This is a genomic window from Bradyrhizobium ganzhouense, assembly GCF_049949285.1.
GTDB lineage: Bacteria > Pseudomonadota > Alphaproteobacteria > Rhizobiales > Xanthobacteraceae > Bradyrhizobium > Bradyrhizobium ganzhouense.
Genome location: NZ_CP181318.1, coordinates 2,412,690 through 2,433,768, shown reverse-complemented (window position 1 = coordinate 2,433,768; position 21,079 = coordinate 2,412,690). Strand labels below are relative to the sequence as shown.

The window sequence follows — 21,079 nt, the reverse complement described above, 5'->3', positions numbered from 1 at the left end:
TCTCGATCAGGTGTTAACACCGGCCGGGCCTACCCTCTGTGCGCCAGGTCACAAAGCCAGCCAGATTCGACCGGTTCCGCATCAGCCCCAAGGACCACGTGCAGGACCATTCGAGGGACCATCTGAAGACGAGCGGCCCCACGGGCCTTGCGGTGGATAATTCTCGCTGGCGCCGACCGACGGCGTGGCTCGCGTGCCGAGCTCGGCCGCGAGTTGCTGGAGCGCCGCGATGCGGTTCTGCGTCGAGGGATGGGTGGCGAAGAGATTGTCGACACCATGACCAGACAGCGGATTGATAATGAACATATGCGCGGTCGCGGGATTTCGCTCGGCATCATAGTTCGGCACCTGATGCGCCGCATTCTCGATCTTGACCAACGCGGAGGCCAGCCACATCGGCTGGCCGGCGATGCGCGCGCCGAGATTGTCGGCCGCGTATTCGCGGGTGCGGCTGATCGCCATCTGCACCAGCATGGCTCCGAGCGGTGCCAGGATCATCATCAGGATCGAGCCGACGATGCCGGGGCCGTTGTTGTCGCGATTACCGCCGAAGAACATGCCGAACTGCGCCAGCATGGAGATCGCGCCGGCGATGGTCGCAGTGATCGTCATCAGCAGCGTGTCGTGATTCTTGATGTGCGCGAGCTCATGCGCGATCACCCCGGCAAGCTCCTCGCGGCTGAGCTGGTTCATCAGGCCGACGGTGACGGCGACCGCGGCGTTCTCGGGATTGCGGCCTGTCGCAAATGCGTTGGGCTGCGCCTCGTCCATCACGAACACGCGCGGCATCGGCAGGCCCGCACGGCCCGCAAGCTCGGCAACGAGCCCGACCAGCTCCGGCGCGCTTTGACGGTCGACCTCATGGGCGCCGTACATCGAGAGCACCGCGCGGTCGGAGTTCCAGTAGGTGAACAGATTGGTCGCCGCCGCAATCACGAGCGCGATCATCGCGCCGGTGGCGCCGCCGATCAGATAGCCCACGCCCATGAACAGGGCGGTGAGGCCTGCGAGAAGCATTGCGGTACGCAGATAGTTCATGGCCGTCTCCCGGATCGGCCCTGGCCGCTGGAGGCGGCGCAGGCCGACACGCATGAGGTAGGGATGCCCCCGGCTCAGGTGCAAGGTTTCAGGGTGCGGCTGGGAGCCGCGGCACTGGTTTGAGCCCGATCATTCCATTAAACTTCGTCAAGAATCCAAGCGTCTCTCCCCACCGGAAACCTCATGCTTCAGACCCGATTTGCGATCGCGGCCGCCGCTCTTCTCGCGCTCTCTGCTTCCGCATCCGCCCAATTCGCGCCGCCGCCTGCAAGGCCAGCCGCCCCCAAGGCCACCGCGCCGTCGCCGCGCGCGGCGTCGTGCCACAATGGGCAGAACTTCGATCGTTTCCTCACCGACGTGAAAAGCCAAGCGGTTGCGGCCGGCGTGTCGCAGCGAACGATATCGGAGGCTTCACCCTACCTCGTCTACGATCAGGGCATCGTCAATCGCGACCGCGGCCAGCGCGTGTTCGGCCAGCTCTTCACCGAATTCGCCGGCCGCATGGCCGCGCCCTATCGCATGCAGAACGGGCAGCAGCACATCAAGCGACACGCAGCGGCGTTCGCGCGCGCGGAGAAGGAATATGGCGTGCCGCCGGCGGTGATCGCCGCGTTCTGGGGACTGGAGAGCGATTTCGGCGTCAACATGGGCAATCTGCCGACGCTGAAATCGCTGGTGTCGCTCGCCTATGACTGCCGCCGTTCGGAGATGTTCGTGAACGAGACCATCGCCGCGCTCAAGGTGATCGACCGCGGCGATCTCACGCCCGATGAGATGATCGGCTCCTGGGCGGGCGAGCTCGGCCAGACTCAGTTCCTGCCGACGCATTACGTCAACTACGCCGTCGACTATGACGGCGACGGGCGGCGCGACCTCCTGCGCAGCGAGGACGATGTGATCGGCTCGACCGCGAACTACATCGCCAACGGCTTGAAGTGGCGGCGCGGCGAGCCATGGCTGGAAGAGATCAAGGTGCCGCAGAACCTGCCATGGGATCAGACCGATCTCAGCGTGCAGCTGCCGCGCTCGAAATGGGCGCAGTTCGGCGTCACCTATCCCGACGGAAGGCCGCTGCCGAATGACAATCTCGCGGCGTCCGTGCTGCTGCCGATGGGACGCTTTGGGCCGGCCTTCATGGCGTATGCGAATTTCGCGGCCTACACCGAATGGAACAACTCGCTGATCTATTCGACCACCGCGGGCTATCTCGCCACGCGCATCGCGGGCGCAGCTCCGATGCACAAGCCTGCAGGACAAGTGGCGCAACTGCCGTTCAACGAACTCAAGGAGTTGCAGCAATTGCTGGTGCGCGCCGGCTTCAATGTCGGCAAGGTCGACGGCGTGCTGGGCCAGCAGAGCCGCGCCGCCGTGAAGGCGATGCAGATCAAATACGGCCTGCCCGCCGATTCGTGGCCAACGGCTGAGCTATTGGCCCGCATGCGCGGCGGCACGGCCCAGGCGCAGCCGGCAAGCGCGGTCCGCTAAGCCCCCTCTGTCATGCCCCGCGACCCGGCTACGCCAAGGCTTCGCCGGGGTTGAGGTCTAGGGGCGCCGAAGCTTTAACGTAGGCGGCAGGCGGGGCATCCAGTATTCCAGAGGCGTCGAGAATCATGACGCCTGCCGCGGCGTACTCGATCGCCCGGTCCTGATGCGCAATTGCGCATAAGGCCGGGCGACGACAGCCGTGGAGAATTTTCGCACCGCACAAGCCGCTCCGGCGATTGTATTATTCCATGAGGCTCCCATGTGAGTGGCTCAGGTTTTCACCTGAGATTTCTCACCATTGAAGCGAGCATCACATGTCCTTCCACGACGCCGTCGTTCCCGCGTATCTGCAAATGCTGAACAGCCTGACCGGCCTGCTCACCAAAGCCGAGGCGCATTGTGCGGCCAAAAAGATCGACCCGAGCGTCATGCTCGGCTCGCGCCTCTTCCCGGACATGCTGCCGCTGTCGAAGCAGATCCAGCTCGCCAGCGATTTCGCCGCCAAGGGCTGCGCCAGGCTGACCCACAGCGAGGTGCCTTCAATGCCCGATACGGAAAAGACGTTCGAGGAGCTGAAGCAGCGGCTCGCCAAGACCATCGACTACGTGAAGTCATACAAGCCGGAGCAGTTCGAAGGCGCTGACACCAAGGACGTGACCTTCCCGGCAGGCCCGGACCGGACCATGACGCTCAAGGGCCAGCAGTTCTTCAGCGGGGTCTCGCTGCCGAACTTCTATTTCCACGCCACCACCGCTCACGGCATCATGCGTCACAACGGCGTCGAGATCGGCAAGCGCGATTTCCTCGGCGCGAACTGATTTTCGGATTCGCACGACCAACGCAGTGAAATCGCCCTGCTTTGGTCGAAAATGCACATGAATTATGCTGCGCGGGGCCTGCCGCGCAGCTCGCCTGCACTTTCCGTATGGCTCATCCCTTGCGCCTGATGTCGCAATGCACAAGTGTTCCGGACCTCTTAACCGCTGGAAGCACCCGATGAGCCGTTCGACCAAATTGTTTGAGACCTACAAGCTTGGCCCGATCACGCTGGCCAACCGTTTCGTGATGGCGCCGCTGACGCGCAACCGCGCCGCGCCCGGCACCTTCGTCCCGTCTCCGCTCGCCGCCGACTATTACGGCCAGCGCGCTTCTGCGGGGCTGCTGATCACCGAAGCGAGCCAGGTCTCGCAGCAGGGCCAGGGCTACCAGGACACGCCCGGCATCTATTCGAAGGACCAGGTCGCCGGCTGGCGCAAGGTCACCGACAAGGTGCATGAGCGCGGCGGCAAGATTATCATCCAGCTTTGGCATGTCGGCCGTATCTCGCATGTCGACCTCCAGGCGGGCGGCGCGGCCCCGGTGGCGCCGAGCGCGATCCGCGCCAAGGGCAAGACTTTCGTCAACGGCACTTTCGCCGACGTCTCCGAGCCTCGCGCGCTCGAGCTCTCCGAAATTCCAGGCATCATCGACGACTTCAAGCGCGCCACGAAGAACGCGCTGGAGGCCGGCTTCGACGGCGTCGAGATCCACGGCGCCAACGGCTATCTGCTCGACCAGTTCGCCAAGGATGGCGCCAACAAGCGCACGGACGCCTATGGCGGGTCCATCGAGAACCGCGCCAAGCTGATGCTGGAAGTCTCCAAGGCCGTCGCGGCGGAAGCCGGCGCCGACCGCACCGGCATCCGCATCTCGCCGGTGACGCCCGCCAACGACATCGTCGATTCCAATCCGCAAGCGCTGTTCGATTACATCACCGACGGACTCAGCGCGCTGAAGCTCGTCTACCTCCACGTCGTCGAAGGCGCCACCGGCGGCCCACGCGACTTCGCGCCGTTCGACTATGCAAGCCTGCGCAAGCGCTTCTCGGGCGCCTACATCGCCAACAATGGCTACGATTTCGATCTCGCGACCAAGGTGCTCGACGCAAACGCGGCCGACCTGATCGCCTTCGGCAAGCCGTTCATCTCCAACCCCGACCTGGTCGAGCGGCTGAAGAAGGGCGCGGCGCTGAACGATTGGGACAAGAACACGTTCTACGGCGGCGGCGCCAAGGGCTATACGGATTACCCAGCGCTGGCGGCGGAGCCGGCGGAGTAGGTCTTCTCCCTCGCCGCTCCATCCCTCGTCATTGCGAATCCAGACTGCCTCTGTGGAAAGATTCTGGATTGCTTCGCTGCGCTCGCAATGACGATGTTGAGGCAGTGTGCCGAACTCACAGAGAGAAAAGGCCGGGATCACTCCCGGCCTTTGTCTTGGCGGAGCGCCCTGTATTGCTGCGTCGTCGTATCCTTGCTCTAATGCGGCGATGGTTGATACCGAAACACTCGTTCGCCGCGCGACTGAAGCGTTCAATTCCGGCAAGCCGGATGAGGCGCAACGTCTGTGCGAACAGGGCCTTGCGCGAGCACCCGGCGATCCGGTGCTGCATCATCTGCTGGCCGCCGTGTTGTTCTCCAGAGGCGTCATCGCCCCAGCTCATGCGCATATCGACGTGAGTCTTGCCAAGCGCCCGGACAACGCCGCCGCGCGGCTGCTTGCCGCCCGCATTGCGCGCAGCGAAGGCAATTTCGAGGTCGCGCTCGCGCACATCGATTCCGCGATCGCCACCAGCCCGCAACGCGAAGTCTTCGTCGAGAAGGCGAGAACGCTCGATCAGGCTGGCCTGAGGGCTCAAGCCCGCGAATCCTGGCGAGCGATCCTGAAGGTCATCCCCGGCCACCCAGAGGCCGCGGCACGACTCGGCCGGCTGGCGTGGGAGGATGGCGATCCCGCCACCGCCGCAAGCCTGCTCTCACAAGTAGCAGTACCGGCCGCACCGGCTTCGGTATGGTTCGATCTTGGCGTCGCGCGACAGGATCTGCGCGACCACGCCGGCGCTGCGAACGCCTATCGCAAGGCGCTCGATCTCAAGCCCGACCATGCCGAGGCCGCGCTCAATCTTGGCATCGCCTTGCAGGAGGGTGGAGACGTCGACGCCGCCATGCGCGCCTTTGCGCAAGCCTACCGCTTGCGCCCGCAGCTGTTTGGCTCCATTGCGATGGCGTTGACATCGGCGTCGCACGGCCGGCTCTGGCTTGACGAGGATGAATTGCGGCGCACGTTAGCGAGTTAACCGCCCGCGCTTTGCGCGAAAGTGCTTGCGGTAGACGTTGGGCGCAGCCAGCACATCGGCAACGACCTTCGCGTAAGCTTGCTGGTGGGCGTCATCAAAGGCTTCGAACACGAGCTCGGGCGCCTCGCGCGGCACGGCAAAACACTGCGCGACCGGCGTGCCCTTTTTAAGAACGCCAGAAAAATCGGGTTGCGTCCACACGGCCGGAAAGTTGATGCCGCCGTCGTGAAACCGGTCGGCGTCGACCAGACCCGAAACAAGGCGGAACGGCAGATCGTCGCGATTGACGGGATGCGTCGCGAACAGCGACCAGCCGGGCTCGAGCTCGATGGTCCAGAAACTGTTGAACTTGATCGCGGACCGTCCGTTCGCAAATGGCGCAGCAGCGAATTGAGCAACTGGATGAAAGCTCAGAGGCGCGCGCGGATGTCCCGACGTCGCCGGCTCGGGAATGTCCCAATCCCAAGTGAATCGTCCAGACTCAACCCTGATGTCGCACGGCAGCGGAATCATGACCCCATAGGCCATCGCATCGACAAAGGGCGGACATTGCTTGACCGTGCGGATGTCCCGGTCGTGGATGTCCGAGTGCGCCTTCGCCGGCATCGCGCGCAGCCAGTCGGGCAAGGCCGTGCGCGCAGGATAGGGCCGCGCCAGATGATCGGTCAGCTTTGGATCACATCGGAACGTCATGCGCATGGCGAAGTCTCGCTTCCGGATCTCGGCTCGCCAATTCAAATCAAGGCCGTCGATAAGGCAAGTGGCCAACAAGACAAAAGGCCGGGATTGCTCCCGGCCTCCTGCTCCTGGATGGCCGGGACGAACCCGGCCATCATGATATCTGCGAATTACTTCGCTTCAGCGCGCTTGGGCGGCGAGGCCGGCCACGACTTGATCAGCGTGTCGTAGTCGATGGTCTCGCCCTTCGGCTTCTCGTTCGCCAGCTTGCGCTGCGGAGCGATGTTGCCGTCCTTGGCCGACTTGGCGAACCAGTATTCGGCCGTTTCCTTCTTGTTCAGCTTCGGCCCGCAGGCGCCCTGGACGCCGGATTTCTCCAGACGCTCCATGACGGAATCCTGAGCGGCTGCCAGCGAATCCATCGCTGCCTGCGGCGTCTTCGCACCCGACGACGCATCGCCGATGTTCTGCCACCACAATTGCGCAAGCTTCGGATAGTCAGGCACGTTGTTGCCGGTCGGGGTCCACTGCACGCGCGCGGGCGAGCGGTAGAACTCGATCAGGCCGCCGAGCTTCGGCGCACGTTCGGTGAAGCTCTTGTCCCAGATGTCGGACTCACGCGTGAACGTCAGACCGACATGGCTCTTCTTCAGGGTCACCGTCTTGGAGTTGATGAACTGCAGATAGAGCCAGGCTGCCTTGCGGCGGTCGACCGGAGTGGACTTCAGCAAGGTGGCCGAACCCACGTCCTGGTAACCGAGCTTCATGCCTTCCTTCCAGTAGGAGCCGTGCGGCGACGGAGCCATGCGCCATTTCGGCGTACCGTCCGCATTCATGACCGGCAGACCGGGCTTCACCATGTCGGCGGTGAAAGCGGTGTACCAGAAGATCTGCTGGGCGATATTGCCTTGCGACGGCACCGGACCAGATTCGGAGAAGGTCATGCCCTGTGCCTGCGGCGGGGCATATTTCTTCATCCAGTCGAGGTACTTGACGATCGAATAGACCGCCGCCGGACCGTTGACGTCGCCGCCACGTTCCACCGACGAGCCGACCGGACGGCAGCCTTCCATGCGGATGCCCCATTCGTCGACCGGAAGGCCGTTCGGGAGACCCTTGTCGCCGTTACCGGCCATGGACAACCACGCGTCGGTAAAGCGCCATCCGAGCGAGGGATCCTTCTTGCCGTAGTCCATGTGGCCATAGACGCGGACGCCGTTGATCTCCTTGATGTCGTTGGTGAAGAACTCGGCGATATCCTCATAGGCCGACCAATTCACGGGAACGCCGAGATCATAGCCATACTTGGCTTTGAACTTGGCTTTGTAGTCGGGATTGGAGAACCAGTCGTAACGGAACCAATAGAGGTTCGCGAACTGCTGGTCGGGCAGCTGATAGAGATGCCCGTTCGGCGCTGTGGTGAACGATTTGCCGATGAAGTCGTTGACGTCGAGCATCGGGTCGGTGACGTCCTTGGCTTCCTTTTCCATCCATTCCGTCAAGTCGACGGCCTGGCCGTAGCGGAAGTGAGTTCCGATGAAGTCGGAGTCGTTGATCCAGCCGTCATAGACGTTCTTGCCGGACTGCATCTGGGTCTGGATCTTCTCGACGACGTCACCTTCCTGGATGATGTCGTGCTTGACCTTGATGCCGGTGATTTCCTCGAACGCCTTCGCCAGCGTCTTCGATTCATATTCGTGCACGGTCAGGGTTTCGGAGACCGCGTTGATCTCCATGCCCTTGAAGGGAGCGGCGGCCTTGATGAACCACTGCATTTCCTTCATCTGGTCTTCCTTGGACAACGTCGAAGGTTGAAACTCCGAGTCGATCCACTTCTTCGCGGCTGCTTCATCCGCAAAGGCCGGCGCAGTGAACGAAGCTGCAGTCAACGCAACGGCGCTCGTCATCATCCAAAACCGGGTCCTGGTCACGGGACCCCTCTTTCGTCGCTCCAAATATCGCATGTTGTTTCCTCCGTTACAGCGATAGACTCTCAGGCCCGGGTTATCCCCGGATCTGCTCTTTTTCGTTCGCCTAGACCGTGCGGAATATTGCGGCGGCAGAGGCAAACGAAATCACGGTAGCGAGCCACAGGCTCGACAATTCAATTCCTTCTCCGACCGGCAGCGTCGCGATCGTGTCGGTGCCGACGAAACCGATCCACAACAGATGGATCACGGCGGCCATGATCAGCGAAATAAACAGCCGGTCGCCGCGGGTGGTCGGAATTTGCAGGATTCCCACGCGCTCGGCCTCCGGATAGGCGACGGCGAGCCACGTCATCACCGCCAGCGTCATCGCCAGCAACACGAAGAAGATCGCGGTCGGCGGCGTCCAGGCCATCCATGCGATGTTTTCCATGAAAGCCTCCTACACCCTGCCGAGCGCAAAACCGCGCGCAATGTAGTTGCGGACAAACCAGATCACCAGCGCGCCGGGGATGATGGTGAGAACGCCGGCCGCGGCCAGTAGACCCCAATCCATGCCGGCCGCCGACACCGTACGGGTCATGACGGCGGCGATCGGCTTGGCGTTGACCGAGGTCAGCGTCCGCGCCAGCAGCAGCTCGACCCAGGAGAACATGAAGCAGAAGAACGCGGCGACGCCGATGCCGCTCGCGATCAGCGGCACCAGGATCCGGACGAAGAAGCGCGGGAAGGAATAGCCGTCGAGGAAGGCGGTCTCGTCGATCTCGCGCGGCACGCCGGAGACGAAGCCCTCGAGGATCCACACCGCCAACGGAACGTTGAAGATGCAGTGCGCGAGCGCGACCGCCCACGGCGTATCGAACAGGCCGATCGCCGAATAGAGGTTGAAGAACGGCAGCGCGTAGACCGCCGCCGGCGCCATGCGGTTCGACAAGAGCCAGAAGAACAGATGCTTGTCGCCGAGGAATCGATAGCGCGAAAACGCGTAGGCCGCCGGCAACGCCACGGAAATCGAGATAATGGTATTGATAACCACGTATTCCAGCGAGTTGATATAGCCGGAGTACCAGCTCTCGTCTGTGAAGATGCGCTTGTAGTGCTGGAGCGTCGGAGTGTGCGGCCACAGCGTCATCGTCGAGACGATCTCGGCATTGGACTTGAAGCTCATGTTGACGAGCCAGTAGATCGGCAACAGCAGGAAGATCAGGAACAGCCCCATGATGAGGCGGCGGCCGGGGATCGAATGCATCAGGCCACTCCTTCCTTTGGCTTGAGTGCAGTCACAGGCTTGAGCCCGGCCAAAGGCTTAGGCTCCGCCGCCGGCTCGCTCTTCGCTTGGACTTTGCGCTCGACGCCGGCGTTGGTCATGACGGTGTAGAAGATCCAGCAGACGATCAGGATGATCAGATTGTAGACCAGCGAGAGCGCTGCGGCCTTGCCGAGGTCGAACTGGCCGAGCGCGATCTTGACGAGCTCGATCGACACGAAGGTGGTCGAATTGCCGGGCCCGCCGCCGGTAACGACGAACGGCTCGGTGTAAATCATGAAGCTGTCCATGAAGCGCAGCAGCACGGCGATCAGCAGCACGCGGTTCATCTTCGGCAGCTGGATCGCCTTGAAGACGGCCCAGCGCGAGGCGCCGTCGATCTGGGCGGCCTGGTAGTAGGCCTCCGGGATCGACTTCAGGCCGGCATAGCAGAGCAGCGCGACGAGACTGGTCCAATGCCAGACGTCCATCACGATGACCGTGACCCAGGCGTCGATGTCGTTGGACACGTAATTATAGTCGATGCCGATGGCGTTCAGCACGTAGCCGAGCAGGCCAATATCGGGCCGGCCAAAGATCTGCCAGATCGTGCCGACCACGTTCCACGGAATCAGCAGCGGCAGTGCCAGGATCACGAGGCAGGCCGCAACCGTCCAGCCCTGTCGCGGCATCGACAGCGCCACCACGATGCCGAGCGGCACCTCGATGGCGAGGATGACCAGCGAGAAGAACAGATTGCGGCCAAGCGATGCCAGGAAGCGGCTGCCGAGGTCGGTCGAGGGATCGAGCAATTCCTTGAACCAGCCGACGCCGTTCCAGAAGAACTGGTTGTTGCCGAAGGTGTCCTGCATCGAATAGTTCACCACCGTCATCAGCGGCAGCACCGCCGAGAAGGCGACGACCAGGAACACCGGCAGTACCAGGAACCAGGCTTTTTGGTTGACGGTCTTGTCCATCAGGCGGCTCCTTCCACCAGGAGGCTGTCGGCATAGACGTGGATGTGCGCCGGATCGAATTTCAGCCCGGCGGTACCGTCGGAGCTGGTGAAGCCCGCAGGCGCCCGCGCCGCGAGCTTGGCGTCGCCGAGACGCGCGCGCGCGAAGCGGATGCGGCCGAGATCGTCGATGCGCTCGATCTTCGCGGTAAGCAGGCCAGGCGCGGGTGCGATGACCTCGACAAATTCCGGGCGCACGCCGATCTCGATCTTGGCGCCGGCCGGAAGACTGTCATAGCTGCGGTTGAGCGCGATGACATGGCCGTCGATCCGCGCCTCGCGTCCCCTGACCTCGGCCGGAATGATGTTCATGCCGGGCGAGCCGATAAAATAGCCGACAAACGTGTGCGCCGGCTTGTCGAACAGCTCGGCCGGCGTGCCGCTCTGCACCACGCGGCCGTCATGCATGACGACGACAGTGTCGGCGAAGGTCAGCGCCTCGGTTTGGTCGTGGGTGACGTAGATCATCGTGAGGTCGAGCTCGCGATGCAGCGCCTTCAGCTTGGAGCGGAGCTGCCATTTCAGCTCCGGATCGATCACCGTCAGCGGCTCGTCGAACAGCACGGCGGCAACGTCGGAGCGGACGAGGCCGCGGCCAAGCGAGATCTTTTGCTTGGCGTCAGCCGTCAGCCGCGTCGCCTTGCGGTTCAGATAGGGCTCGAGGTCGAGCAGGCGGCCGATCTCGGCGACGCGCTTGTCGATCTCGGCCTTCGGCACGCCGCGGTTCTTCAGCGGAAACGCCAGGTTCTGCCCCACCGTCATGGTGTCGTAGATCACCGGAAACTGGAACACTTGGGCGATGTTGCGCTTCTGGGTTGACAGCGGCGTGATGTCCTCGCCGTCGAACAGGATCTTCCCCCGCGACGGCGTGATGATGCCGGAGATGACGTTGAGCAGCGTGGTCTTGCCGCAGCCGGACGGGCCGAGCAGCGCATAGGCGCCGCCCTGCCGCCAGGTCATGGTCACCGGCTTCAGCGCAAAGGTTTCCTGCGGCGCATCATTGCCGCCGTAGGAGTGTGCGAGATCGACGAGGTCAATGCGAGCCATGGCGCACCTCCCTCAAGAGCTCGGCGCGGCGACCAGACGGTCGGCCGCATCGAAGACGAAGACATCATTGGGATCGAGCACGGCATCGATGGTCTGGCCGGGCTCAAACTCGTGCACGCCGTGCATCACCGCAACCCAGTTCGATCCGTCACGGGTCAAATGCACGAAACTCTCCGAACCGGTGATCTCGGTCACCGTCACCGTGGCATGGAAGGCGTGGCGATCGGCCTGGCCGTTGGCGAGCGCAAGCTGATGTGCGCGAAAGCCGACGCGATAGGCGCCGTCAGCGAGCGAGGAATAGAGACCGGACGCCGGCGCAGCGATGCCGCCGGCATATTGCACGGAGCCGTTCTTCTTCTCGATACCGACGAGGTTGAGCGGCGGATCGGAGAATACCTGCGCGACGCGCAGGGTCTGCGGCCGGCGGTAGACGCCGGGCGTCTCGCCGATCTGGAGGGCCCGGCCCTCCCACATGCACACCGTGTTGCCGCCGAGCAGCAGCGCCTCGGTCGGCTCGGTCGTGGCATAGACGAAGATCGCGCCGGACGCCTCGAAGATGCGCGGCAATTCGGCGCGCAGCTCCTCGCGCAGCTTGTAGTCGAGATTGGCGAGCGGCTCGTCGAGCAGCACGAGGTCGGCGCCCTTGACCAGCGCGCGCGCCATCGCGGTGCGCTGCTGCTGGCCGCCGGAAAGCTGGAGCGGCGTGCGCTTCAGGAACGGCTCGAGCCGGAGCAGCCTTGCGGCTTCCGCAACGCGCGTCTCGATTTCCTCGCGCGGCTTGCCCTGCACACGCAGGGGCGAGGCAATGTTCTCATAGACCGTGAGCGAGGGGTAGTTGATGAACTGCTGATAGACCATCGCGACCGAACGCTGGCGCACATCGACGCCAGTGACGTCCTTGCCGTTGACCAGCACCTTGCCCGTGGTCGGCTTGTCGAGGCCGGCGAGCAGCCGCATGATCGACGTCTTGCCCGACAGCGTCGGCCCGAGCAGCACGTTGAGCGTGCCGCTCTCGAGCGTCAGCGAGACGTCGCGAATGTGCGGAACCCCGTCGACGGTCCGGGTCACATGATCGAGTGTCACGCTCATGAGCGCCCTCCTGCTTCCAGCAGAGGACTTTGCGATACAACGTGGGTCCTGATCCAGTCGTCCAGAGCGGCAATTTCGTCGGCAGATAGCCGCAGGCCGAGCTTGGAGCGGCGCCAGACGATATCCTCGGCGGTCACCGCCCATTCGTTAGTCATCAGGTAGCGAACCTCGCGTTCGGTCAGAGTTGCGCCAAAGGCCTGGCCGAGATCGGCGGCCGATTTGGCGTCGCCGAGCAATTTGATGGCGCGGGTGCCATAGGCGCGCGCGAGACGTCGCGCATGCTCATGGCTCAGGAAGGGATAGCCGCGCTGCAGCTCGCCGATCAAGCCGTCGACGGCCGACACGTCCATGTCGCCGCCGGGCAGCGGCCATTTGCCGGTCCAGCCCTCGCGCGCTTTCGCACTGCGAAGATAGGGCGCAAGCCGTTCCAGCGCCTCTTCGGCGAGGCGGCGATAGGTCGTGATCTTGCCGCCATAGATCGACAGCAACGGTGAGCCGCCGGGCGTGTCGAGCTCGAACACGTAATCCCGGGTCGCGGCCTTGGCTTCGCTGGCGCCGTCGTCATAAAGCGGCCGCACGCCGGAATAGGTCCAGACCACGTCCTCTGATGTCACCGGCTTGGCGAGATATTCGCTTGCGGCGGCGCAGAGATATTGGATCTCCTCCGCTGTGGCCTTCACCTTGGCGGGATCGCCGTCATAGTCGCGGTCGGTGGTGCCGATCAGTGTGAAGTCGTCCTGATAGGGGATGACGAAGATGATGCGTCCATCGGCGTTCTGGAACATGTAGGCGCGGTCGTGGTCGTAGAGCTTCTTGACCACGATGTGCGAGCCCTGCACGAGGCGCACCTTTGCTTTCGCGTTGACGCCGGCGCCGCGGCCGAGCACGTCCTCGACCCAGGGGCCGCCGGCATTGACCAGCGCGCGGGCCTGGACCTGCGAGCGTGCGCCGGTCAGCGTGTCGACCATGCTGACGGTCCAGATGCCGTCGGACTGCTTGATATCGGTCGCACGGGTACGGGTGCGAATCTCGGCGCCCTTGTCGGCGGCGTCGCGCGCATTGAGCACGACCAGGCGGGCGTCATCGACGAAGCAGTCGGAATATTCGAACGCGCGGCTATAGCGATTCGGGATCAGCGGACGGCCGACCTCGTCGCGCCTGAGATCGAGCGAGCGGGTGGCCGGCAGCAAATGACGGCCGCCGATGTGATCGTACAGGAACAGGCCAAGGCGCAGCAGCCAGGCCGGGCGAAGCCCTGCATGGTGCGGCAAGACGAAACGCAGGGGACGGATGATGTGGGGCGCGATGCCCCAGAGAATCTCGCGCTCGATCAGCGCTTCGCGGACCAGCCGGAACTCGTAATATTCGAGGTAACGCAGGCCGCCATGCACCAGCTTGGTCGACCAGGACGACGTCCCGCTCGCCAGATCGTTCATTTCGCACAGGAAAACAGTGTTACCGCGGCCCACGGCATCGCGCGCGATACCGCAACCGTTAACACCGCCTCCAATGATGGCGAGGTCGAAAATACGCTCCAACAGACGCATCCCCCGGCGACCACTCGTTCCGTCGAGTGGCTACTTTCGCTTTTGATTAGATCACACCAAAAAACGAAAGCAAGATGAAAGAGAGACGAAGAGAAGCGAAAGCGGAACTTTTTTGGTGGGCAATTCGCCCTCGAAATGCGCACCCCGGATGGTGATTCAGGGCGCAATGCAGCGCTTGAATAATCATCCGGAGTTTATATAGTCACAATAGTCATATTGGTTCTATTCGACATGACAGACCACAGCACCGCTCCCGATTCGCCACCAACCGACACTTGGACGCTTGCCAATGCCAAGGCACGCCTGTCCGAAGTGATCGATCGCGCCCAAACTGGTCCCCAGATCATCACCCGTCACGGCAGGCCCAATGCCGTAATCGTTTCCGCCGAAGAATGGGCGCGAAAGACCGCGCGCAAAGGGACGCTCGCCGAATTCCTGCTGGCTTCGCCCCTACGCGGCGCCGACCTCGAGCTTGAGCGCGTGCAGGATGAACCGCGCGACGAAATGCCGTGAACCTGCTCCTCGACACCAATGTGCTGTCGGAGGTTCAGCGGCCGGCGCCTTCCCCAAAAGTTCTGGCGTGGCTTGATACGGTCGATGAGGATCGCGCGTTCATGAGCGTTGCGTCGATTGCGGAGCTTCGCCGCGGCATCGCATTGCTAGATGATGGCCGTCGGCGCGCGGCGCTGACCGCCTGGCTCACCCATGATCTGCCGGCTCGGTTTGCAGGGCGCATCCTGCCGATCGACCATGCGGTCGCCGAGCACTGGGGCGATCTGATGGCGCAGAGCCGCCGCAGCGGTGTTGCGTTGTCCGTGATGGACGGGTTCTTCGCGGCAACCGCGCTTGCCAACACTCTCACGCTCGTCACACGCAACGTGAAGGATTTTTCCGCTTTCGGCGTGCCGCTGCTCAATCCATGGGACGCCGCCTGAGGCGCTAGCGCAGCCGCACCACCGGTGCGGCTTCGGGCGCGGCGTCCTGCGCTTCGGCCTGAGCATCATCGAGATCCCCCGCCCCCTTCGGCATCGCTTCCACCACCTCGATGCCCTTGCCGTGGCAGATGGTGGAGAGGCGCTCGGGCAGTTCCTGATCGGTGACGAAGGTCTGGATCTGGCTGATATGGGCGATGCGGACCGGCGCGCTGCGGCGGAGTTTTGTGGAATCGGCCACCAGCATGACGCTGCGGGCGTTGGCGATGATGGCCTGCGCCACCTGCACCTCGCGATAGTCGAAGTCGAGCAGCGCGCCCTCCTCGTCGATCGCGGACGCACCGATGATGGCGTAGTCGACCTTGAACTGGCCGATCAGCTGCGTCGCGGTCGAGCCGACCACGGCGCCGTCGGCACGCCGCACCGTGCCGCCGGCCACCACCACCTCGATGCGGGGATGGCGATAGAGCAGCATGGCGACATTGAGGTTGTTGGTGATGACGAGGAGATCCTCATGCGAGGTCAGCGCGCTCGCGACCTCCTCCGTCGTGGTGCCGATGTTGATGAAGAGCGAGCAGCCGTTCGGGATCAGCGAGGCGGCCGCAGCGCCGATCGCCTTCTTCTCGTCGGCAGCAACGAAGCGGCGCGCCTCGTAAGCGAGATTTTCGACACCCGAGGCGATGATCGCGCCGCCATGGACGCGGGTCAGCGAACGGCGCTCGCAGAGATCGTTGAGGTCCTTGCGAATGGTCTGCGCCGAGACTTCGAACCGGCGCGCCAGCTCCTCCACCATGACGCGGCCGGAGGCGCGGGCGATGTTGAGGATTTCGGCTTGGCGATGGGTCAATCCGGTCACGGCAATGGCCTCAAATCAGAACGATGCATGGTGCGGCGGTTCGCGCGCGCGGTCAATGCGCGTGCCGATCACGGTTAATGGATGAAATCCTCACCACGCCATCGCAGCAGCGAGCCGCGCGAGCAGCTCGGGATCGTCGAAGGCGCTCGCGGAGGCAACCGCGCCGGCGCCAACAAGGTCAGCATCGCTGAGGCTGGTCCGGATGCCGATGGTCGGAATGCCGGCGGCGGTGGCCGACTGCACGCCGGAGCGGGAATCCTCGAAGGCGATCGAGGCGGCCGCGCTGGCGCCGACGAAACGCAGCCCCTCCTGATAGGGCAGCGGATGCGGCTTGCCGTGCGGCAACTCGTCGCCGATCACCAGCGTCTTGAAACGCTGCGTGATGCCGAGGCCGGACAACAGCAGCTCGGCGTTGAGACGCGGTGCATTGGTCACCGCTACCATGGGAATGCCAGCGTCATCCGCGCGATCGAGCAGCGCCTTCAGGCCCGGCAGCGGTTCGATCTGTCCCGCCACCAGCGTGCGGAAGACTTCTTCCTTCTCACCGAGAATCGCGGCGCGCCGCTCCAATGTTTCGTCGGGCAAAAAGCGCTCGCCGATCGACACATTGGCGAAGCCTTGCAGCTCCCTGGAGAAGCGCGCGTGGTCAAAAACATGACCGTGAGGACCAAGCACCTGGTTGAACGCCTTCAGATGCAGCGGGTCGGTGTTGGCAAGCGTGCCGTCGATATCGAACAGCAATGCCCTGCCGAGAGTCTCGATCATGTCTGTACTTTCCAAAATGCGCGGCGCATCGATGCCGAAGACGTATCAATAGAGCCTCGCGCGCGCAATGACGCACGCGCATGACGACCACGCGCCACTCGACAAAGCCACGCGCGGCTGTAACACTCCATACAAGATCAAAAAGGAGGAAACGATGACGATCAACCGACGCGATCTGGCTCTCTCGACTCTTGCCGTCTCCGCGCTTGCGCTCTCGACACCGGCGCTGGCTGCTTCGGCGGACGAAGAAGCTGTGGCGAAGAAGGTCGAGGCCTTCCGCCTCGCCCAGATCGCGGCCGACCCGAAGGCGCTCGGCGCGCTGTGCTGGGACGAGCTCAGCTACAGCCATTCCAGCGGCAAGGTCGAGGACAAGGCGACCTTCATCACCAACGCCACCGACGGCAAATCGAAGTTTCTCTCGATCGCCTATCAGGATCCGACCATCAAGGTCGTCGGCCCCGCCGCGATCGTGCGCTTCCATTGGGTCGCGGAACAGGAGATGGCGGCCGATGGGAAAAAAGTGCCGACCAACCTTCACATCCTGATGAACTGGCAGAAGCAGGGCGACGAGTGGAAGCTCCTGTCGCGCGCAGCGACGAAATTGTGATCGACGACGTCATTCCGAGACGCGCGCAGCGCGGACCCGGAGACCATTAACCAGCATTTCTATGGCAAGATAGATTCCGGGCTCGCGGTGCGCGCGCAACGACGCACGCGCGTGGCGACCAGCACCACTCGACAAAGCAGCGCACCACTGTAACACTCCCTACAAGATCAAGAAGGAGGAAATGATGACGATTAATCGCGATCAAGCTGCCGCGACGGACCATGAGGCAGTGGCAAGAAATGTCGAGGCATTTCGCCTCGCCCAGATCGCGGCCGATCCGAAGGCGCTCAGCGTGCTGTGCTCGGACGATCTGAGCTACAGCCATTCCAGTGGCTTCCTCGAGGACAAGGCAGCCTTCATCACCAACGCCACCGACGGCAAAACGGAATTCCTGTCAATCGCGTACAAGGATCCGACCATCAAGATCGTCGGCCCCGCTGCGATCGTACGCTTCCACTGGATGGCCGAGATGATGACCGACGGAAAGAAGGTGGCAAACAGCCTTCACATCCTGATGAACTGGCTAAAGCAGGGCAACGAGTGGAAGCTCTTGTCCCGCTCCGCGACAAAATTGTGATCCTTTCGTTCCCTCTCCCCTTGTGGAAAAGGGTGGCTCGCCGCGTAGCGGCGAGACGGGTGAGGGGTGTGCTTCTGCGAACACCTCTCTCGCCTGCATCTGCGGATAGAACCCCTCATCCGGCGCTTCGCGCCACCTTCTCCCGCAAGGGCAGAAGGAAGAGCAGCCGCGCACGCGGCAAAAGATTCCGGCCTGCCCTGCGCGTCCCCGGAATGATCGGCGGAGGCTACGCCGCCTCCCTCAAATCACCGTTAACCAGCTTGCGCGCAGCGCGCTCGGCTTCGCGTGCGTTGCGGAAGAGCTGGCCTTCGAGGCGATTGAATTGGTGGGACGAGGCGAAGAAGCAGTAGCCTCCATGACCGCGAACGACGATGCCCGCGGTCTCTGAATTCACTTCGATGATGTAGCTGTCCGGCATGGCCCGTAGATTCCTCAGTGCGGGCAAATAACGACGACTCTGCCCAAAGGTTCCTGAGGGCAAATCGGCCGTTTCCACCCCGAATCGACGCGCACCTGAGTACGCCGGGACCTCATCCATTTTATGACTGGTTGTTGGCAAAGCTGCGGCGCGTTGACCCGCGCCCGCCTCGTTTCACGGTGCTGCACGTCTTCGTGAGATGAGGCGCAAGGCCGCGCGAAGTTACGGCGCGATCGGCGGATCGATGCGACTGATCGGCTGCGGGCGGCCATGATCGTCGATCGAGACGTAGGTGAAATTGCCGTCGGTGACGAGAAACGGATGCTCTTCCCTGCGGCGGAGCGCCCAGGCTTCCAGATGCACAGTCATTGACGTGCGCCCGACGCGCACGAGATTGGCATGGACGGAGACGAGATCACCGACATAGACCGCTTTGCGAAAATTCATCGCCTCGATCGCAACTGTCACCGTGCGCGACTTCGCGACCTTCGATGCAAACACGCCGCCACCGACGTCCATCTGGCTGAGCAGCCAGCCACCGAAAATGTCGCCATTGGCATTGGTGTCGGCGGGCATCGCCAGCGTGCGGATGCAGAGATCGCCGCTCGGCTCGGTAGTCTCCTGTTCGCTCATGCGCCTCTCATTTGAAATTGTCCCAGCCCGGGTCGGGCGCGAAGCGCCCGCCGAATCGATCGGCCAGCGCGCGCATGGTCGATACGACATTCTCCACACCGCGTGCACGCGCATAGTTCAGCGGCCCACCGCGGAACGGCGCGTAGCCGGTGCCGAAGATCATCGCGCCGTCGACCGCATCAGGATCGTCGACGATGCCTTCGCGCAGGCACGCGACGCAGACATTGGACATCGGCAGCACCAGGCGGTCGATCATCTGGTCGGTGACGCGCGGCCCGGTCTCGGGCAATGGCGCCTTCTCGGCCTTGCCGTCCTTCCAGGTGTAGAACCCCTTGCCGGTCTTGCGGCCGAGCTCGCCCTTCGCAACCTTGTCGCGCAACCAGGCCGGCGTTGGCGGCAGCAGATCGCCGAACTTCGTGCGCAGCATATCGCCGACGGCCAGACATATATCGAGCCCGACCTGATCGGCCAGCTCGATCGGCCCCATCGGCATGCCGAATTGTTCCGCCGCAGCATCGATCAGGCGCTGGTCGACTTTCTCGTCCAGCATCACCATGGCTTCCAACATGTAGGGCGTCAGCGCGCGGTTGACGAGGAAGCCGGGCGAGCTCTTCACCGCCAGCGGCAGACGGTCGATCGCGCCGACGAAGGCGAGCGCTTCCTTCAGCACTTGCGCGTCGTTGCCGTCGTGGCTGACGACCTCGACCAGCTGCAGCCGCGACACCGGATTGAAGAAGTGCAGGCCGACGAGGCGCTCCGGCCGCGCCAGCGTCGTGCGCAGATCTTGCAGCGGAATGCTCGACGTGTTGGTCGCAAGGATCGCGCCCGGCTTCATCTTCGGCTCGAGGCCTGCATAGACCTTCTGCTTGAGCTCGAGCTTCTCCGGCACCGCCTCGATGATGAGATCGGCGTTGCGGACGCCCTCCCCGTCCATATCGGGGATCAGGCGATCGAGCGCATCGCGCACCTCGGTCGGCTTGCGGATGATCTTGCCGTAGAGCTCGGCCGCGCGCTTCACCGCGCCCGCGATCGGCTCGGCCTTCATGTCGGCGAGCGAGACGCGCAGCCCCTGCCCGGCACACCAGGCCGCGATGTCGCCGCCCATGGCGCCGGCGCCGATGACATGGACGTGCTTCACCATGTTGCCGGAGCCCGCGGCCTTCTTCATCTGCTCGCGCAGGAAGAACACGCGGATCAGATTCTGCGCGGTCGGCGTCACCATCAACTTGGCGAAGGACGCCTGCTCCGCCTTCATCATCGCGGACTTGTTGCCGCCATGCGTCTCCCAGAGATCGATCAGCGCGTAAGGCGCGGGATAATGCTCGCGCGGCGCGGCCTTCGCCGCCTCCGCGCGCATCCGCCTGGCAAGCAGTCCGCGCACGGGGCCGAGATTGGCCGCGCGGGTGAGCAGGCCGGGCTTGGCTCGCTTCAGGCGGCCGAACAGCACATCCTTCACGGCGTTGCGGACATGGCGCTCCTGCGTCACGGTGTCGACGAGGCCGAGCGATTTGGCGCGGCGCGCGTCGATGGTGCGGCCGGTCAGCATCAGCGCCATCGACTGGGTCGGATTGACCAGCGCAGTGAAGCGCGCGGTGCCGCCGAGGCCGGGATGCAGGCCGAGCATCACCTCCGGGAAGCCGAAGCGCGCGCCGTCGATGGCAATGCGCGACTGGCAGGCGAGCGCAACCTCGAGCCCACCGCCCAGACAGAAGCCGTGGATCACCGCGACCGTCGGCAGCTTGAGCGCTTCCAGATGATCGACCACCGCATGCGCGGCGCGGATGCGGGTCTCCACCATTGCGGGATCGGTAGCGCCACGGAATTCGTTGACATCGGCGCCGGCGATGAAGCCGGACGGTTTTGCCGAGCGGATCACGAGGCCTGCGGGACGCTCGGTCTCGATTGCCGCGAGCACGGCGTCGAACTCTTCCATCACGTCAGCGGACAGCGTGTTGGCGCTTGTCTCGGCGCGATCGAACAGCAGCCACGCGACGCCGTCGGCATCGCGCGTCAGCTTGAAGTTCTTGTACGGACCGTCGGCGGCAGGCTTGGGCCCGAGCTCGAGCACGCGGTCGCCGAGCGCGGTCATGATCTCTGAATCCATGG

At 63.6% G+C, this 21,079-nt stretch carries 22 protein-coding genes; 8 read left to right on the top strand and 14 right to left on the bottom strand.

From position 1 onward, the window contains the following. Positions 1 to 81: 81 nt before the first annotated feature. Positions 82 to 1,038 (bottom strand): zinc metalloprotease HtpX, encoded by a 957-nt coding sequence (gene htpX / locus ACLFLU_RS11130; RefSeq protein ID WP_426412232.1) that lies wholly within the window; start codon positions 1,036 to 1,038, stop codon positions 82 to 84. A 183-nt stretch (positions 1,039 to 1,221) separates the two neighbouring features. Between htpX and ACLFLU_RS11125 the strand changes: the two genes are divergently transcribed. The 4 genes from ACLFLU_RS11125 to ACLFLU_RS11110 all read left to right on the top strand — a co-directional run bounded on the left by ACLFLU_RS11125 (position 1,222) and on the right by ACLFLU_RS11110 (position 5,635). Beyond that, on the top strand, positions 1,222 to 2,523 hold the full coding sequence (locus tag ACLFLU_RS11125; RefSeq protein ID WP_426412231.1) for a lytic murein transglycosylase: 1,302 nt from the start codon (positions 1,222 to 1,224) through the stop codon (positions 2,521 to 2,523). Positions 2,524 to 2,837: 314 nt separating this feature from the next. Beyond that, the gene (locus tag ACLFLU_RS11120) at positions 2,838 to 3,341 is read left to right on the top strand and encodes a DUF1993 domain-containing protein (RefSeq protein ID WP_426412230.1); all 504 of its coding nucleotides are present in this window, start codon (positions 2,838 to 2,840) and stop codon (positions 3,339 to 3,341) included. Between the two features lie 178 nt (positions 3,342 to 3,519). After that, a complete protein-coding gene (locus ACLFLU_RS11115) occupies positions 3,520 to 4,620 on the top strand; it encodes an alkene reductase (RefSeq protein WP_426412229.1) in 1,101 nt (366 codons plus the stop codon). 208 nt (positions 4,621 to 4,828) lie between these two features. After that, on the top strand, positions 4,829 to 5,635 hold the full coding sequence (locus tag ACLFLU_RS11110) for a tetratricopeptide repeat protein (RefSeq protein ID WP_426412228.1): 807 nt from the start codon (positions 4,829 to 4,831) through the stop codon (positions 5,633 to 5,635). Here the strand turns inward: ACLFLU_RS11110 and ACLFLU_RS11105 are convergent. From ACLFLU_RS11105 to glpD, 8 genes are all read right to left on the bottom strand, one after another. After that, positions 5,624 to 6,262, bottom strand: coding sequence for a hypothetical protein (locus tag ACLFLU_RS11105; protein ID WP_426412227.1), 639 nt, complete (start codon positions 6,260 to 6,262; stop codon positions 5,624 to 5,626). The genes ACLFLU_RS11110 and ACLFLU_RS11105 overlap by 12 nt on opposite strands. 221 nt (positions 6,263 to 6,483) lie before the next feature. After that, positions 6,484 to 8,277, bottom strand: a complete 1,794-nt coding sequence (locus tag ACLFLU_RS11100) for an ABC transporter substrate-binding protein (protein WP_426412226.1) — start codon at positions 8,275 to 8,277, stop codon at positions 6,484 to 6,486. A gap of 70 nt (positions 8,278 to 8,347) precedes the next feature. Then, complete coding sequence (locus ACLFLU_RS11095) at positions 8,348 to 8,674, bottom strand: DUF2160 domain-containing protein (RefSeq protein WP_426412225.1); 327 nt, start codon at positions 8,672 to 8,674, stop codon at positions 8,348 to 8,350. A 9-nt stretch (positions 8,675 to 8,683) separates the two neighbouring features. After that, a complete protein-coding gene (locus tag ACLFLU_RS11090) occupies positions 8,684 to 9,490 on the bottom strand; it encodes a carbohydrate ABC transporter permease (protein ID WP_426412224.1) in 807 nt (268 codons plus the stop codon). Then, the gene (locus ACLFLU_RS11085) at positions 9,490 to 10,464 is read right to left on the bottom strand and encodes a carbohydrate ABC transporter permease (RefSeq protein WP_426412223.1); all 975 of its coding nucleotides are present in this window, start codon (positions 10,462 to 10,464) and stop codon (positions 9,490 to 9,492) included. The genes ACLFLU_RS11090 and ACLFLU_RS11085 overlap by 1 nt, the downstream gene beginning before the upstream one ends. Then, positions 10,464 to 11,549 (bottom strand): ABC transporter ATP-binding protein, encoded by a 1,086-nt coding sequence (locus ACLFLU_RS11080; RefSeq protein ID WP_426412222.1) that lies wholly within the window; start codon positions 11,547 to 11,549, stop codon positions 10,464 to 10,466. Before ACLFLU_RS11080 ends, ACLFLU_RS11085 begins: the two co-directional genes overlap by 1 nt. Before the next feature lie 12 nt (positions 11,550 to 11,561). Beyond that, complete coding sequence (locus ACLFLU_RS11075) at positions 11,562 to 12,638, bottom strand: ABC transporter ATP-binding protein (RefSeq protein ID WP_426412221.1); 1,077 nt, start codon at positions 12,636 to 12,638, stop codon at positions 11,562 to 11,564. Further along, positions 12,635 to 14,185, bottom strand: a complete 1,551-nt coding sequence (gene glpD, locus ACLFLU_RS11070) for a glycerol-3-phosphate dehydrogenase (protein ID WP_426412220.1) — start codon at positions 14,183 to 14,185, stop codon at positions 12,635 to 12,637. Before glpD ends, ACLFLU_RS11075 begins: the two co-directional genes overlap by 4 nt. A 231-nt stretch (positions 14,186 to 14,416) precedes the next feature. Here glpD and ACLFLU_RS11065 point away from each other — a divergent pair, with 231 nt between their 5' ends. Beyond that, complete coding sequence (locus ACLFLU_RS11065) at positions 14,417 to 14,698, top strand: type II toxin-antitoxin system Phd/YefM family antitoxin (RefSeq protein ID WP_426413966.1); 282 nt, start codon at positions 14,417 to 14,419, stop codon at positions 14,696 to 14,698. After that, positions 14,695 to 15,120: a type II toxin-antitoxin system VapC family toxin gene (locus ACLFLU_RS11060; protein WP_426412219.1), complete on the top strand. Its 426-nt coding sequence runs from the start codon at positions 14,695 to 14,697 to the stop codon at positions 15,118 to 15,120. The genes ACLFLU_RS11065 and ACLFLU_RS11060 overlap by 4 nt, the downstream gene beginning before the upstream one ends. 4 nt (positions 15,121 to 15,124) lie before the next feature. On the opposite strand, the gene ACLFLU_RS11055 is transcribed toward ACLFLU_RS11060, so the two are convergent. Next, a complete protein-coding gene (locus tag ACLFLU_RS11055; protein WP_426412218.1) occupies positions 15,125 to 15,973 on the bottom strand; it encodes a DeoR/GlpR family DNA-binding transcription regulator in 849 nt (282 codons plus the stop codon). A gap of 90 nt (positions 15,974 to 16,063) precedes the next feature. Continuing rightward, positions 16,064 to 16,738 carry an HAD family hydrolase gene (locus ACLFLU_RS11050; RefSeq protein WP_426412217.1) on the bottom strand — a complete coding sequence of 225 codons (675 nt, stop codon included), beginning with the start codon at positions 16,736 to 16,738 and terminating at the stop codon, positions 16,064 to 16,066. 154 nt (positions 16,739 to 16,892) lie between these two features. Here ACLFLU_RS11050 and ACLFLU_RS11045 point away from each other — a divergent pair, with 154 nt between their 5' ends. Continuing rightward, on the top strand, positions 16,893 to 17,345 hold the full coding sequence (locus ACLFLU_RS11045; protein WP_426412216.1) for a nuclear transport factor 2 family protein: 453 nt from the start codon (positions 16,893 to 16,895) through the stop codon (positions 17,343 to 17,345). 181 nt (positions 17,346 to 17,526) lie between these two features. Then, a complete protein-coding gene (locus ACLFLU_RS11040; RefSeq protein ID WP_426412215.1) occupies positions 17,527 to 17,922 on the top strand; it encodes a nuclear transport factor 2 family protein in 396 nt (131 codons plus the stop codon). Positions 17,923 to 18,148: 226 nt separating this feature from the next. Here the strand turns inward: ACLFLU_RS11040 and ACLFLU_RS11035 are convergent, their stop codons facing one another. The 3 genes from ACLFLU_RS11035 to ACLFLU_RS11025 all read right to left on the bottom strand — a co-directional run bounded on the left by ACLFLU_RS11035 (position 18,149) and on the right by ACLFLU_RS11025 (position 21,077). Continuing rightward, positions 18,149 to 18,340 carry a hypothetical protein gene (locus ACLFLU_RS11035; RefSeq protein WP_426412214.1) on the bottom strand — a complete coding sequence of 64 codons (192 nt, stop codon included), beginning with the start codon at positions 18,338 to 18,340 and terminating at the stop codon, positions 18,149 to 18,151. Between the two features lie 222 nt (positions 18,341 to 18,562). Then, positions 18,563 to 18,973, bottom strand: coding sequence for an acyl-CoA thioesterase (locus ACLFLU_RS11030; RefSeq protein ID WP_426412213.1), 411 nt, complete (start codon positions 18,971 to 18,973; stop codon positions 18,563 to 18,565). 7 nt (positions 18,974 to 18,980) lie between these two features. After that, on the bottom strand, positions 18,981 to 21,077 hold the full coding sequence (locus ACLFLU_RS11025) for a 3-hydroxyacyl-CoA dehydrogenase NAD-binding domain-containing protein (protein WP_426412212.1): 2,097 nt from the start codon (positions 21,075 to 21,077) through the stop codon (positions 18,981 to 18,983). Between the last annotated feature and the right edge of the window lie 2 nt (positions 21,078 to 21,079).